Below are 12,549 nucleotides of genomic sequence, written 5' to 3'. Positions count from 1 at the left end.
AGGCTCCCAGTAGACGACTGGGTTGATAGGCCAGATATGGAAGCCTGGTAACGGGTGGAGTTGACTGGTACTAATAGGCCGAGGGCTTGTCCTCATTTGCTCGCGTCCACTGTGTGGTTCCCGGGTTGCGAACAGTCGCAGCGTCGGTTGAACCAAGTTCCACTGTTTCATTCTTTAATTGAAGAGTGTGCTTGTTCGCTAGAACCCGATAGGGTTTCGGTGGTCATAGCGTTAGGGAAACGCCCGGTTACATTCCGAACCCGGAAGCTAAGCCTTTCCGCGCCGATGGTACTGCAGGGGGGACCCTGTGGGAGAGTAGGACGCCGCCGAACAATCTTTGAAGGACCCTTGGTCCCAGCGTTCACGCTGGGGCTGAGGGTCCTTTTTTGTTTGGCCGAAGCGCGCCGAAGTGATCGGTGCGCGAGAATGTTGGCAGTACCGAAGACAGGAGCACGTCGATGTCCACCAACTCTTCCGACGATCGCCCGGAGCGCCGGCCGCAGCGGCGCGACGGCGGCGACCGTGGGGGCTTCCGCCGCGACGACCGGCGTGACGACCGTGCTCCGCGCCGTGACAACGACCGCGGTGGTCGGCCCTCCGGTGGCGGCGGTTTCGGTGGTGGACGCCGCGACGACCGTGGCGGTTTCCGCCGTGACGACCGTGACCGCGGCCCCCGCCGCGATGACGACCGTGGTGGTTTCCGCCGTGACGACCGCCGCGATGACCGCCGGGACGAGCGCCGGGGCGGCGACCGTGGTGGCTTCCCGCGCGACGACCGCGCCCCGCGCCGCGAAGGCGACCGCGGCGGCGACCGTGGTGGTTTCCGTCGCGATGACCGCGACCGCGGCCCGCGCCGTGATGATGACCGTCCCCGTTTCTCGCGTGACGACCGTGCGCCGCGTGGCCCCCGTCGCGATGACGATCGCGGTGGTTTCCGGCGTGATGACCGCGACCGCGGCCCCCGTCGTGACGATGACCGCGGTGGTTTCCGTCGCGATGACCGCCGTGACGACCGTCCGCGTGGTCCGCGTCGCGATGACGACCGCGGCAACTTCCGCCGTGACGACGACCGTGGTGGCTTCCGTCGGGATGACCGCGACCGCGGCCCGCGCCGTGATGATGACCGTCCCCGTTTCTCGCGTGACGACCGTGCGCCGCGCGGCCCCCGTCGCGATGACGACCGTGGTGGTTTCCGGCGTGATGACCGCGACCGCGGCCCCCGTCGTGACGATGACCGCGGTGGTTTCCGTCGCGATGACCGCGACCGTGGTCCCCGTCGTGATGATGACCGTCCCCGTTTCTCGCGTGACGACCGTGCGCCGCGCGGCCCGCGCCGTGACGACGACCGCGGTGGTTTCCGTCGCGATGACCGCGACCGCGGTCCCCGCCGTGACGACCGCCGTGACAACGACCGTGGCGGCTTCCGTCGCGACGACCGCGACCGTGGCCCCCGCCGGGACGACGACCGTGGCGGGCGGCGTCCGTACGGTGCCGGGCGGGGTCGCGACGACCGCGGCGGTTACCGGCAGGACGACCGGCGGGACGACCGGCGGGACCGGGAGCCGATCAAGCGGCTGCCGATCCCGGAGGACGTCACGGGCGAGGAGATCGACAAGGATGTGCGGCAGGAGCTGCTGAGCCTGCCGAAGACGCTCGCCGAGGACGTCGCCAAGAACCTGGTCATGGTGGCCAAGACGCTCGACGAGGACCCCGAGCAGGCGTACGGGTACTCGCGGGTGGCGCTGCGGCTGGCGTCGCGCGTTCCCGGTGTGCGCGAGGCGGCCGGCTTCGCCGCGTACGCCGTCGGCAAGTACGGCGAGGCGCTGGCGGAGTTCCGCGCGGCGCGGCGGATGACCGGCAGCGTGGAGCTGTGGCCCGTGATGGCCGACTGCGAGCGCGGCCTCGGCCGGCCGGAGAAGGCCCTGGCGATGGCCGGCGAGCCCGAGGTGCAGAAGCTGGACCGGGCGGGCCAGGTCGAGATGCGGCTGGTCGCGGCCGGTGCCCGGCGCGACATGGGCCAGGCGGACGCGGCGGTCGTGACGCTGCAGAGCCCCGAGCTGGCGTCGAACTCCGTCCAGCCGTGGACCGCGCGGCTGCGCTACGCGTACGCCGACGCGCTGCTGGAGGTCGGCCGCGAGGACGAGGCGCGCGAGTGGTTCGCCAGGGCGCTGGAGGCCGACCAGGGCGGCACGACGGACGCCTCGGACCGGCTGGCCGAGCTGGACGGCGTCGAGTTCACGGACGTGCTGGAGGACGCGGAGGACGCGGACGACGAGCCGGTCGAGGGCGACGCGGCGGCCAAGGACGCGGACACCTCTCGTGAGGGGCGCTTCGAGCAGGGCTGATCTGCCGCCGGCGCGGCCGGACAGCGGGATGTGAACAAGGGCGGGACCCCACCGGGGTCCCGCCCTTGTTCGTATGCGGAAGGGTCAGGCCCGCGTGGCCGGGGCGTAGCGGGCGATCGGGTTCTCCAGGGTGCCGATGAGCTGGAGCGCGCCCGCCGGGTCCTGGAGGTCCACCATCTGCTCGTTGTTACGCAGCTGGAGGCGGTTGAGGCAGGAGAGCGCGAACTCGTCGGCGAACATGTCGTACTGCCGGAACTTGTCGGCGAGCTGTGGGTTGGCTTCCTGGTACGCCGTGACGCAGTCCGCGACGGTGCGCCAGAAGCTGTCCTCGTCCAGCACGTCGTTGGTGACGAGGATGCCGTTCAGGTAGCGGAAGAAGCAGTCGAAGACGTCCGTGAAGAGGGACAGGAGCTTCTTGTCCTCGGGGACGTCGGCGCGGATGCGCTCGACGGCCGGCGGCAGCACCGCGTCCGGGTCCATGACGGCGATTTCCTCGGCGATGTCCTTGAAGATCGCGCGCTGTACGGTGCCGTCCTCGATGACGAGGATGACGTTCTCGCCGTGCGGCATGAACACCAGGTCGTAGGCGTAGAAGGCGTGCAGGACCGGGACCAGGTAGGCGTCCGCGTACCGGCGCAGCCAGTCCGCGGGCGCCAGGCCGGATTCCTCGATCAGGGCGGCGGCCAGCGAGCCGCCCTCGGGGTCGGTGTGCAGCAGGGAGGCCATGGTGGCCACCCGCTGGCCGGGTTCGAGGGTGGGCACCGGGCTCTCCCGCCACAGGGCGGCGAGCATCTTCAGGTACGGGGAGCCCTTGGCGGTGGCGGCCTCGTACTGGCGGTGGTGGTAGCCGATGGCGGCGCGCTCGCGGATGATCGAGAAGCGGGCGGCCCGGAAGGTCTCGTCGCTCGCGATCAGGCCCGCGAGCCAGTCGTTGATGGCCGGGGTGGCTTCCATGTAGGCGGCGGACAGGCCGCGCATGAAGCCCATGTTGAGGACCGACAGCGCCGTCTTGACGTAGTGCTTCGACGGGTCGCTGGTGTTGAAGAACGTACGGATGGACTGCTGTGCCAGGTACGCGTCGTCGCCGGGGCCGAGGCAGACCAGGTGCTGCTGGGCGACTTCGGCGGCGAAGGTGACGGAGAGCTTGTTCCACCACTGCCACGGGTGGACGGGGATGAGGTGGTAGTCGGCCAGGTCCAGGCCGAGGTCGCCGAGGGTGGCGGCGAACCGGTCCAGGGTGGGGCCGCCCAGCTCGTCCCGGATCAGCCGGTCGTAGTCGAGGCCCTCGCCCGCGGTGAAGGTGGAGCGGTCGCGGCGCGCTGCGAGCCAGATCAGGTGGACGGGGCTCGCGGCTTCGGGGGCGTACGCGTGGTATTCGTGCACGCCGAAGCCGAGGCGGCCGTTGTTGGCGACGAAGCCGGGGTGGCCCTCGGACATGCCCGTCTCGATGGTCTGGAAGTCCGCTTTGGCCAGTTCGGCGGCGGCCATGGGGCCCGCGGCCAGTTTGTAGGCCGTGCCGGACAGGGTGGAGCTGATCTCTTCCAGGTACACCGGGAGGATGTCGTCGCCGAGGGCGAGGGTGCGGCGCAGCTCGATGAAGAAGTCGAGTGCGTCGAGGGGGACCTCGGCGCCGTCGCGGTGGCGGGTGATGCCGTCGGCGTCGATGTGCCAGTGGTCCAGGCTCAGTCGGCGGGCGGTGAAACGGTACTCGACGCGGTCGTCGTCGCTGCGGACGACGTAGTGGCCGTCCTGCGGGAGCCGCTGCGGCGTGAGGAGGCGCTCGTGCGAGAACTCGGCCAGCGCCTTGCGTACGAGGAGGCGGTTGGCGCGGGCCCACAGCTCGGGGGTGAGGTGGCGGACGGCGTCGCGTGCCGGGGCCTGGGCGTCGGCGGTGGGGTTCAGCATGGGTTTTCTCCTCGGGCGGCCAGGAACTGGTCGCGGGTGCAGGTGCTCAGGTACGCCTCGCCCTTGGGCAGCGTGACGGTGCGGACGATCTCGAAGCCGACGGCCTTGTTCAGGGCGTGCACCGCGGTGTTGCCGGTGGCCGGTTCGACGACGACGCGCTGGTTGCCGGGCTCGGCGAACAGCATGTCCATGACGGTGGTGATCACGGCGAGGGTGAAGCCGTGCACCGGGGTGTCGGTGGGCGCGGTCAGGAAGTGCATGCCGACGTCGCCGGGCGCGGCCTCGTGGACCTCGGTCACCTCGCGGTGCGCCGGGTCGTAGCGCTCCATCAAGAAGGCGGGGACGCCGTTGTGCAGGCCGATGAAGGCGTCGTGGTACGGGTCGGCGTCGATGCGCGCGAACTCCTTCTCCACGGCGGCCAGGTCGGCGTCCTGCATCATCCAGTAGACGGCTTTGGGGTGGGTGACCCAGCCGTGCAGCAGCTCCGCGTCGCCGGCCGGGTCGACCGGGCGCAGCGCGAACTCGCCGAGCGAGGCGTGGGTGCGGGTGAAGACGGGGGCGGTCATACGGGCGAGACCTCCACGGGGTGGTGCGGACCGGACGGGGCGGCGAACTCCTGGAAGGCGATGGACTTCTCGACCGGGTAGTACTCGCGGCCGAGCAGCTCGCGGATGATGCAGGAGTTGCGGTACGCGGCCATGCCCAGGTCGGGGGTGACGAAGCCGTGGGTGTGCAGCTCGGCGTTCTGCACGAAGATGTCGCGGCCCGCGGTGTCGACGCTGTAGTTGCGGGCGACCGCGTAGCGGCCGGCGTCGTCCCAGGCGATGCGGTCTGTGACGGGAGCGAGGAACTTCGGCGTCTCGTACCGGTATCCGGTGGCCAGCACCAGGCCCTGGGTGGCGAGGGTGAAGTCCTGGCCCTGTTCCTCCTGGCGCAGGCCGAGGGTGTACGTGCCGGAGGCCGCGTCGTAACCGGCTTCGTGCAGCGCCGTGTTGGTGAGCAGCCGGGTGGGGCAGGGGCCGTGCAGGTTCTTCTGGTAGAGCAGGTCGAAGATCTCGTTGATCAGCTCGGAGTCGATGCCCTTGTAGAGGTTCTTGTGCGAGGCGTTGAGCCGGTCGCGGGTGGCCGGGGGCAGCGCGTGGAAGTAGTCCACGTACTCCGGCGAGGTCATCTCCAGGGTGAGCTTGGTGTATTCGAGGGGGAAGAACCGGGGGGAGCGGGTGGCCCAGGTCAGGTGGTAGCCGTGGCTGTCGATGTCCTGGAGGAGGTCGAGGTAGATCTCCGCCGCGCTCTGGCCGCTGCCGACGATGGTGATGGAGTCCTTGGCCTGGAGGGCGGCCTTGTTCTCCAGGTAGTCGGCGTTGTGCAGGAAGTCGCCGCCGAGGCCCTGGCAGGCCTCGGGGATGTGCGGCGGGGTGCCGGTGCCGAGGACCAGCTTGCGGGCGCGGTAGGTCTTCTTCTCGCCGGTGGGCAGGTGGTCGGCGTGGACGACGTAGACCTGCTCGGAATCGTCGTACTCGACGGTGGTGACCTGGTGGCCGAAGCGGACGGTGTCCAGCTTGGCGGCGGCCCAGCGGCAGTAGTCGTTGTACTCGGCGCGCAGCGGGTAGAAGCTTTCGCGGATGTAGAAGGAGTACATCCGGCCCGATTCCTTGAGGTAGTTCAGGAAGGAGAACGGGGAGGTCGGGTCGGCGAGGGTGACCAGGTCGGCCATGAAGGGCACCTGGAGGGTGCTGGTCTCCAGCATCATGCCCGGGTGCCAGTCGAAGGACGGCTTGTTGTCCAGGAACAGGCCGTCGAGTTCGTCGATGGGCTCGGTCAGGCAGGCGAGGCCGAGGTTGAAGGGCCCGAGGCCGATGGCGATGAAGTCGTGAGGGGCGGACACGTGGGGTCTCCGTTTGCGGGGTTCGGTCGGCCGCGGGGCCGGTCGGCGGGGACGGTCAGCTCGCGGCGCTGAGGGCCGGTCGGGGGCGCGCGGCGAGGTAGGCGCCGGCGTGCTCGGCGATCAGGTCGAGGACCGTGGCGATGTCGGCCAGCGTGGTCTCGGGGTTGAGCAGGGTGAACTTCAGGTAGTGGCGGCCGTCGACGACGGTGCCCGCGACGACGGCGTCCCCGGAGGCGAACAGCGCTTCCCTGGCGTGCAGGTTGACCTCGTCGCTCAGGACGGGATCCCGGTCGTCGGTGTGCGGCAGGTAGCGGAAGACCAGGGTGCTGAGCTGGGGCTCGACCACGACCTCGAAGCGGGGGTCGTCGTTGAGGATCTTCCAGGCGTCGGCGGCGCGGTCGACGACCTCGTCGAAGAGTTCGCCGATGCCGTCGGCGCCCATGGTGCGCAGGGTCAGCCAGAGTTTGAGCGCGTCGAAGCGGCGGGTGGTCTGGATCGACTTGTCGACCTGGTTGGGGATGCGGCGCTCGGCCATCCGCGCCGGGTTGAGGTAGTCGGCGTGGTACGTGACGTGCCGCAGGGTGGCGTGGTCGCGTACCAGGACGGCGCTGGAGCTGACCGGCTGGAAGAAGGACTTGTGGTAGTCCACGGTCACCGAGTCGGCGCGCTCGATGCCGTCCAGGAGGGCGCGGCGGCGGGAGACCAGCAGGCCGCAGCCGTACGCGGCGTCCACGTGCATCCAGGTGTCGTGGCGGGCGCACAGCTCGGCGATCTCCGGCAGCGGGTCGATGCTGCCGAAGTCGGTGGTGCCGGCGGTGGCGACGACGGCCATCGGGATCAGGCCCTCGGCCTCGCAGCGCGCCAGTTCGCCGGCGAGTACGTCGGCCCGCATGCGCTTGTCCGGGCCGCACGGTACCGCGATCACGGCTTCGGCGCCGAGGCCGAGCAGGGTGGCGGCCTTCTCGATGCTGAAGTGGCCGACCTGGGAGGCGAGGATGCGCAGCCGGGGCAGGATGTCGGTACGGCGTACCGGAGTTGTGGCGCCGGGGGCGGATGCGTCCGGGATGTTCTCGCGGGCGAGGGCCTTGCGGCAGGCCTCGTCCCGGGCCAGCAGCATGGCTTGCAGGTTGGACTGGGTGCCGCCGCTGGTGAAGATGCCGTCGGCGCGCTCGCCGAGGCCGATGCGGCGGGCGGTCCAGTCGATCAGGCGGCGCTCGATGAGGGTGCCGCCGGCGCTCTGGTCCCAGGTGTCCAGGGAGGAGTTGACCGCCGAGAGGACGGCCTCGCCGACCAGGGCGGGGATGACCACCGGGCAGTTGAGGTGCGCGAGGTAGCGCGGGTGGTGGAAGTAGACGGCGTCGCGGAGGTAGACCTCTTCGAGTTCGTCCAGGGCGGCGGCGGGGTCGTGCAGCGGCTGTTCGAGGTCGATGCCGGCCACGGTGGGGGTGAGGCCGTCGACCGTGACGCCGGTGAAGGGGCGTTCGGTACCGGATATTTTGTCGGCTATGCGGTCGATGCCGTCGGCGACCGAGCGGCGGTAGTGCTGGGTGGTGCTGTTGTTGAACAGCTGTGAACGGCTGTCCGGCGCCCCGCTGTGCGCGGCGGGCGACGGGTCCTCGGCGGAGTGCGCGAGGGGACTCATGAACGTGTCCTCCCTGATGCGGACTTGCTCACGTGGGGGGATGCGCATGGAACGCCCGCGCTGGGGCAGAAGTCTGTCGCGCAGGGGGGAACAGCTCCATCCGCTTACGTGATGAGGTAAGCCTAACCTAACCTCTGTGGCGGATGGGTAAGGGGTGCCGCGGCCCCGGCGCGGACCGCACACGCCGGGCCTCACACGGGCGTTCAGGGGCCCGGTACGTCCGGAATCAGGCGGAGTCGTCTAGAACGCGCAGCACCAGCCCGGTGGCCGGCTTGGGCCCGAAGGACGTCGACTTGCGCGGCATGGTCACTCCGGCCAGCGCGAGTTGGCGCACCGTTTGCTCCGGCACCGGGCGCATCAGCACCGCCGTACCGCCGTGCTTCGCCGCCTGCTCGACGGTGTCCCCCGGGTTGTGCAGGTAGCTGATCTCCGACGAGTGGTCGCGGATGCGCCAGACCTCGTCCAGCAGCGCCGAGTGCAGCACGGTGGCGTCCAGCCCGCGCCATGCCGCGGGGCGGTCGTGGCGGATCGTACGGTCGAGCAGCGCCGCGTCGGGCCGGTCCAGCAGGCAGAACCGCTCGGGGCCCGAGGACAGCAGGAGGGCGTTGCCCGGCGTCTCGTCCAGCGTGGCCAGCGCCGCGTCGAGCGGCCCCTCCACCGGGCGGACGCGGAAGGCGTCGCCCACCCCGGCCAGCGCCGCGTCCAGCGGGAGGTGCGGCAGTACGCGGTGGATGGCGCGCACCTGGAGCGGGTGGCGCGCGGAGTCCACGAGCAGCACCAGCCCGGTCGCCCACGGATTGACGGCACCGCCACCGGGATGCTCGTCGCGCAGCCGCTGGTAGGTGGCCCAGCGGTGGTGCCCGTCGGCGATCAGGGCGTGCCGTATGGCGAGGTCGTCGTCGACGGCGGCCAGCTCGGCGGGGTCGGTGACCGCCCACAGCCGGTGCGCGAAGCCGTCCTCGGTGGTGAGGGCGATCAGTGGCGGGGTGCGCAGGGCCCGTTCGATGACGCCGGTGGCGCCGGCCCCGTCGCCCTGCCCGACGTAGGAGAGCAGCAGCGGCTCGAAGTTGGCGGCGGCCTCGCGCATCAGGGCCGCGCGGTCCTCGACGACCTCGGGGATCACGTCCTCGTGCGGCAGCACCGGGCCGTCCAGTTCGAGCGCGCCGATCAGGCCGCGTTGCAGCAGCCCGTCCTTGCTCTGCTCGTACACGTAGAGCGCGGGCCGGTCGTCCGGCGCCAGGACGCCTTCCGCGCGCCAGCGGCGCAGCGTCTCGGCGGCCTGGCGGTGCCGGGTCTCGGGGTCCTGGGCCTGCGGGAGGATGAGCCGCACGATGTTGTACGGATCGGCGGTCTCCAGATGCCGCACACCGTCCGGCCGTACGACGACGTCATACGGCGGCGAGGTGACGGCCGTGAGGCTGCTGACGCGGTCCGGGGCGTAGCGCAGCCCGCGGAAGGGGTGGAGGCGAAGGCCGTCGGTGCTGGTCATTGGGGCATGCTATGCCGCTTCGCGGAGTGCGGGATGATCGGGGGGAAACCGTTGTCCCACTGGATAAATCGGTGTGTGGAATTCCCTTTCACGTACCGCTGAAACCCCCTGTGTACCTGAGTGGATAAGGAGCGAGACGGCATGAGCGAGCGGGTTCGCAAGCGGCCCGGACGGTGTGAGCGGGCACTGGGCGAGGCGTATGACACGGCACTGCTGGATCTGGACGGTGTCGTGTACGCCGGCGGCTCGGTGATCGAGCACGCCGTCGCGTCGCTCACCGCGGCCCGGGACGGCGGCATGCACCTGGCGTACGTGACCAACAACGCGTCCCGGACGCCGGACACGGTGGCGGACCAGCTGACCGGGTTCGGCCTGCCGACCGCCGCCACGGACGTCATCACCTCGGCGCAGGCGGTGGCGCGGCTGATCGCCGGGCAGGTGCCCGCCGGCGCGCGGGTGCTGGCGGTCGGCGGCGAGGGGCTGCGGGTGGCGCTGCGCGAGCGCGGGCTGGTCCCGGTGGACTCGGCGGAGGACGACCCGGCCGCCGTGGTGCAGGGCTTCGAGCCGAAGCTGGACTGGGAACGGCTGGCGGAGGCCGCGTACGCGGTGCAGCGCGGCGTTCCCTGGTTCGCCTCGAACACGGATCTGACCATCCCCAAGGAGCGCGGCATCGCGCCGGGCAACGGCGCGCTGGTGCACGTCGTGCGGACCGCCACCGGCGGCACGCCCCAGGTGGCGGGCAAGCCGGAGACGCCGATGCACCGCGAGACGGTGCTGCGCACGGGCGCCCGGCGGCCGCTGGTGATCGGGGACCGGCTCGACACGGACATCGAGGGCGCCTTCAACGGCGGCGTCGACTCGCTGCTGGTGCTGACCGGTGTGACGACCGCAGCCGAGCTGCTGGCGGCCCCGCCGCGGCACCGCCCGACGTACGTCGACGCGGACCTGCGCGGGGTGCTCGGCCCGCAGCCCGAGGTGTCCGAGGCGGCGGACGGCGGCTTCGGGTGCGCTGGCTGGACGGCGTCCGTACGCGACGACGCGCTGGTGCTGGACGGCGAGGGCGCGCCGCTGGACGGCCTGCGCGCGCTGTGCGGCGCGGCCTGGACGGCGGCGGGCGACGGCGAGTGCGGCGCGGACGCCGGCAAGGCGCTGGCGCGGCTCGGGCTGTAGGAAGCGCGCCGCGTACGAGGGGAGGGCCCGCTCGGTGCCGAGCGGACCCTCCCTTTTGGTGCGCGTACGGACCGTCGTACGCGCACGGCATGCGGGGACCGGTTCAGTCCTCGTCGGTGGCGGCCGCCGTGCCCGCCACGTACTCCGCGAGCAGGTCCTCCTCGCTCGCCCCGCGCCGCCAGTACCCGGTGAACTTCACCGCGCGGCGGTCGAACGCGCGCTCCCGCACCAGGTGGCGGCGGAGCGCCTTGACGCAGCCCGCCTCGCCCGCGATCCAGGCGTACGGCGTGCCCTCGGGCAGCCCGGCGGCGCGGACGGTTTCGAGCAGCGTGCCGGAGCCGTCCTCCGGCTGCTCGTCGCGCACCAGCCAGGTGATGTCGGCGTCGGCGAAGGTGGGCAGCTCCTGGCGGTCGTCGGCGTGCGCGACCTCCAGGAAGACCTTGGCCTGGGTGCCGGGGGAGAGCCAGCCGAGGATGCCCGCCACGGCGGGCAGCGCCGTCTCGTCGCCGGTCAGCAGGATCCAGTCGGTGCCGGGCGGCGGGCGGAAGTCGACGCCGCCGTTGTCCTCGACGGCCGGGCCGAGGATGGAGACCCGGTCCCCGGGCACCGCGGACGCGGCCCAGCGCGAGGCCGGACCGCCCGCCAGGGCGGCGCCCGGCGCGTCGGCGCCGTGCAGCGCGAAGTCCACGTCGACCTCGACCGGGTCGTGGCGCTGCGCCCTGATCGTGTACGAGCGCATCAGGGGCCGCTCGGCCGGGTCCTGGACGCGCCAGGCGGCGTACCAGTTCTCGCCCTGGTCGGCGAAGACCGGCTCGGACTGGTGGGCCTGCGGGAGGAACAGTTTGAAGCGCTGGTCACGGCCGCCGGAGGCCAGGTCGCCGAGCCGTTCGCCGCCGAAGGTGATGCGGACCATGGAGGGGCCGAGCCGCCGGGTGCGGACGACGTGCACGTCGAAGAAGCGGAACGGGGTGGTGGCGGGTGCGGCGGTCGTGGTCATGCGGAGGAACCTCCCGGAACCGTGACTCGGTGACGTGGGCGGAAGACGGGACGCCGAGGCCGGCCCGGGGGCCGGCCCGGGTGCGTCAGACGACCTTCTTGGCGTTCTGGATGGCCTTGGTGAGCTCTTCGATCAGCGGGGCCGCGCCCGCGTAGGAGAAGCGCGGCTCGCTCGACCAGCCCGTGACCTGCCCGGCCTTGACGGCGGGCAGCTTGGTCCAGGCGGGCTTGGCGGCCAGGTCCTTGGGCTGGAGGGCGGAGGTGCGGTTGTCGAGCATGAGCACATCGGCCTGGTACTTGTCGGCGTTCTCCCAGCTCAGGGGCTCGAAGTAGCCGGCCTTGTCGAGGTTGTCCGGCACGATGATGTCCACGCCCAGGGACTTGAAGTACATGATGTCGGAGTTGATGCCGGGGTTGGACGCGTAGAAGAGGTCGGCGCTGCCGGAGCAGGCGAGCACCTTGACCGGGTTGGACTTGGCGGCCTTGCGCAGTTCGGCGGCGGCCTTCTCGAAGCGGGCCTTGGCGTCGGTGACCTTCTTGGCCTTCAGGTCGGCGCCGAGGGACTGCGCCAGCTCCGCGTACCGCTCGATGATCTTCACCAGCGGGACCCGGGCCGAGGTGATCGCCACGGACTTGGCCAGCTTGGTGATCTTGTCCTTGCTCTCCTCCGGCACGAACCACAGGGCGCCCGGCTCGTACATGTTCGTGATGAGCAGGTCGGGGTTGAGGGCCGCGTACTTCTCGACCGCGAACTGGTTGTACGCGTTGCCGATGATGGTGACCCGGTCCACGTTGATGTCGCCGGCCTGCGGGTCGGCCTTGCCGTCCTTGAGCTTGGTGGGGCCGAAGACGCCGACGACCTGCTTGTCGATGCCGAAGTCGTACAGCGCGGCCGCGGTGCCGGTGAAGGCGACGATGCGCTGCGGCACGCTGTCGAGGCTGACCTTCTCCTTGCGGTCGTCCGTGAAGGACCAGGGCCCGCCCTTGACGTCCTCCCCCTTCGCGCCCGTCGCCTTGCCGCCTCCGCAGGCGGCCAGCAGGGCGCCGACGCCGAGGGCGCCACCGGCGGCGAGGACACCGCGACGGGAGAGAGATACGCTGCGGGGGGTGCTCATGG

Annotated in this window: 10 protein-coding genes and 2 rRNA genes; 5 read left to right on the top strand and 7 right to left on the bottom strand. The window is 71.2% G+C overall.

The genetic code is table 11. From position 1 onward, the window contains the following. The 4 genes from ACH4K4_RS16970 to ACH4K4_RS16955 all read left to right on the top strand — a co-directional run. Positions 1 to 94, top strand: a 23S ribosomal RNA gene (locus ACH4K4_RS16970); the annotation flags it as partial. Between the two features lie 121 nt (positions 95 to 215). Further along, a 5S ribosomal RNA gene (rrf, locus tag ACH4K4_RS16965) occupies positions 216 to 332 on the top strand. 16 nt (positions 333 to 348) lie between these two features. After that, positions 349 to 1,638, top strand: a complete 1,290-nt coding sequence (locus ACH4K4_RS16960; protein ID WP_398168045.1) for a hypothetical protein — start codon at positions 349 to 351, stop codon at positions 1,636 to 1,638. Further along, positions 1,575 to 2,345 (top strand): hypothetical protein, encoded by a 771-nt coding sequence (locus ACH4K4_RS16955; protein ID WP_398168044.1) that lies wholly within the window; start codon positions 1,575 to 1,577, stop codon positions 2,343 to 2,345. The genes ACH4K4_RS16960 and ACH4K4_RS16955 overlap by 64 nt, the downstream gene beginning before the upstream one ends. Positions 2,346 to 2,429: 84 nt before the next feature. Here ACH4K4_RS16955 and ACH4K4_RS16950 read toward each other — a convergent pair whose 3' ends face one another. From ACH4K4_RS16950 to ACH4K4_RS16930, 5 genes are all read right to left on the bottom strand, one after another. Beyond that, the gene (locus ACH4K4_RS16950) at positions 2,430 to 4,250 is read right to left on the bottom strand and encodes an IucA/IucC family protein (RefSeq protein ID WP_398167993.1); all 1,821 of its coding nucleotides are present in this window, start codon (positions 4,248 to 4,250) and stop codon (positions 2,430 to 2,432) included. Further along, positions 4,244 to 4,816 (bottom strand): GNAT family N-acetyltransferase, encoded by a 573-nt coding sequence (locus ACH4K4_RS16945; RefSeq protein WP_398167992.1) that lies wholly within the window; start codon positions 4,814 to 4,816, stop codon positions 4,244 to 4,246. The genes ACH4K4_RS16950 and ACH4K4_RS16945 overlap by 7 nt, the downstream gene beginning before the upstream one ends. Further along, entirely contained in the window at positions 4,813 to 6,135 is a 1,323-nt protein-coding gene (locus tag ACH4K4_RS16940; protein WP_398167990.1) for a lysine N(6)-hydroxylase/L-ornithine N(5)-oxygenase family protein, read from the bottom strand. Before ACH4K4_RS16940 ends, ACH4K4_RS16945 begins: the two co-directional genes overlap by 4 nt. Positions 6,136 to 6,190: 55 nt before the next feature. Next, positions 6,191 to 7,777 (bottom strand): pyridoxal phosphate-dependent decarboxylase family protein, encoded by a 1,587-nt coding sequence (locus tag ACH4K4_RS16935; protein WP_398167989.1) that lies wholly within the window; start codon positions 7,775 to 7,777, stop codon positions 6,191 to 6,193. A gap of 226 nt (positions 7,778 to 8,003) precedes the next feature. After that, entirely contained in the window at positions 8,004 to 9,266 is a 1,263-nt protein-coding gene (locus tag ACH4K4_RS16930; RefSeq protein WP_398167987.1) for a DUF1015 family protein, read from the bottom strand. Positions 9,267 to 9,407: 141 nt separating this feature from the next. Here ACH4K4_RS16930 and ACH4K4_RS16925 point away from each other — a divergent pair, with 141 nt between their 5' ends. Continuing rightward, positions 9,408 to 10,436: an HAD-IIA family hydrolase gene (locus ACH4K4_RS16925; RefSeq protein WP_398167986.1), complete on the top strand. Its 1,029-nt coding sequence runs from the start codon at positions 9,408 to 9,410 to the stop codon at positions 10,434 to 10,436. Positions 10,437 to 10,539: 103 nt separating this feature from the next. Here ACH4K4_RS16925 and ACH4K4_RS16920 read toward each other — a convergent pair whose 3' ends face one another. Together ACH4K4_RS16920 and ACH4K4_RS16915 are read right to left on the bottom strand one after the other, a co-directional pair. Beyond that, the gene (locus tag ACH4K4_RS16920) at positions 10,540 to 11,433 is read right to left on the bottom strand and encodes a siderophore-interacting protein (protein WP_398167984.1); all 894 of its coding nucleotides are present in this window, start codon (positions 11,431 to 11,433) and stop codon (positions 10,540 to 10,542) included. A gap of 85 nt (positions 11,434 to 11,518) precedes the next feature. After that, complete coding sequence (locus ACH4K4_RS16915; protein WP_398167982.1) at positions 11,519 to 12,547, bottom strand: ABC transporter substrate-binding protein; 1,029 nt, start codon at positions 12,545 to 12,547, stop codon at positions 11,519 to 11,521. Positions 12,548 to 12,549 lie beyond the last annotated feature (2 nt).

Source organism: Streptomyces sp. NPDC017529 (assembly GCF_044329785.1).
Taxonomy (GTDB): Bacteria; Actinomycetota; Actinomycetes; order Streptomycetales; family Streptomycetaceae; genus Streptomyces.
The sequence above is the reverse complement of the archived record's forward strand: the minus strand, read 5'-3'. Positions and strand labels throughout refer to the sequence as shown.

What these genes read in the sequence shown, in the direction of transcription:
- ACH4K4_RS16935 (WP_398167989.1), bottom strand. Translation starts at nt 7,777, where the DNA reads ATGAGTCCCCTCGCGCACTCCGCCGAGGACCCGTCGCCCGCCGCGCAC.
- ACH4K4_RS16920 (WP_398167984.1), bottom strand. Translation starts at nt 11,433, where the DNA reads ATGACCACGACCGCCGCACCCGCCACCACCCCGTTCCGCTTCTTCGAC.
- ACH4K4_RS16915 (WP_398167982.1), bottom strand. Translation starts at nt 12,547, where the DNA reads ATGAGCACCCCCCGCAGCGTATCTCTCTCCCGTCGCGGTGTCCTCGCC.
- ACH4K4_RS16925 (WP_398167986.1), top strand. Translation starts at nt 9,408, where the DNA reads ATGAGCGAGCGGGTTCGCAAGCGGCCCGGACGGTGTGAGCGGGCACTG.
- ACH4K4_RS16950 (WP_398167993.1), bottom strand. Translation starts at nt 4,250, where the DNA reads ATGCTGAACCCCACCGCCGACGCCCAGGCCCCGGCACGCGACGCCGTC.
- ACH4K4_RS16945 (WP_398167992.1), bottom strand. Translation starts at nt 4,816, where the DNA reads ATGACCGCCCCCGTCTTCACCCGCACCCACGCCTCGCTCGGCGAGTTC.
- ACH4K4_RS16930 (WP_398167987.1), bottom strand. Translation starts at nt 9,266, where the DNA reads ATGACCAGCACCGACGGCCTTCGCCTCCACCCCTTCCGCGGGCTGCGC.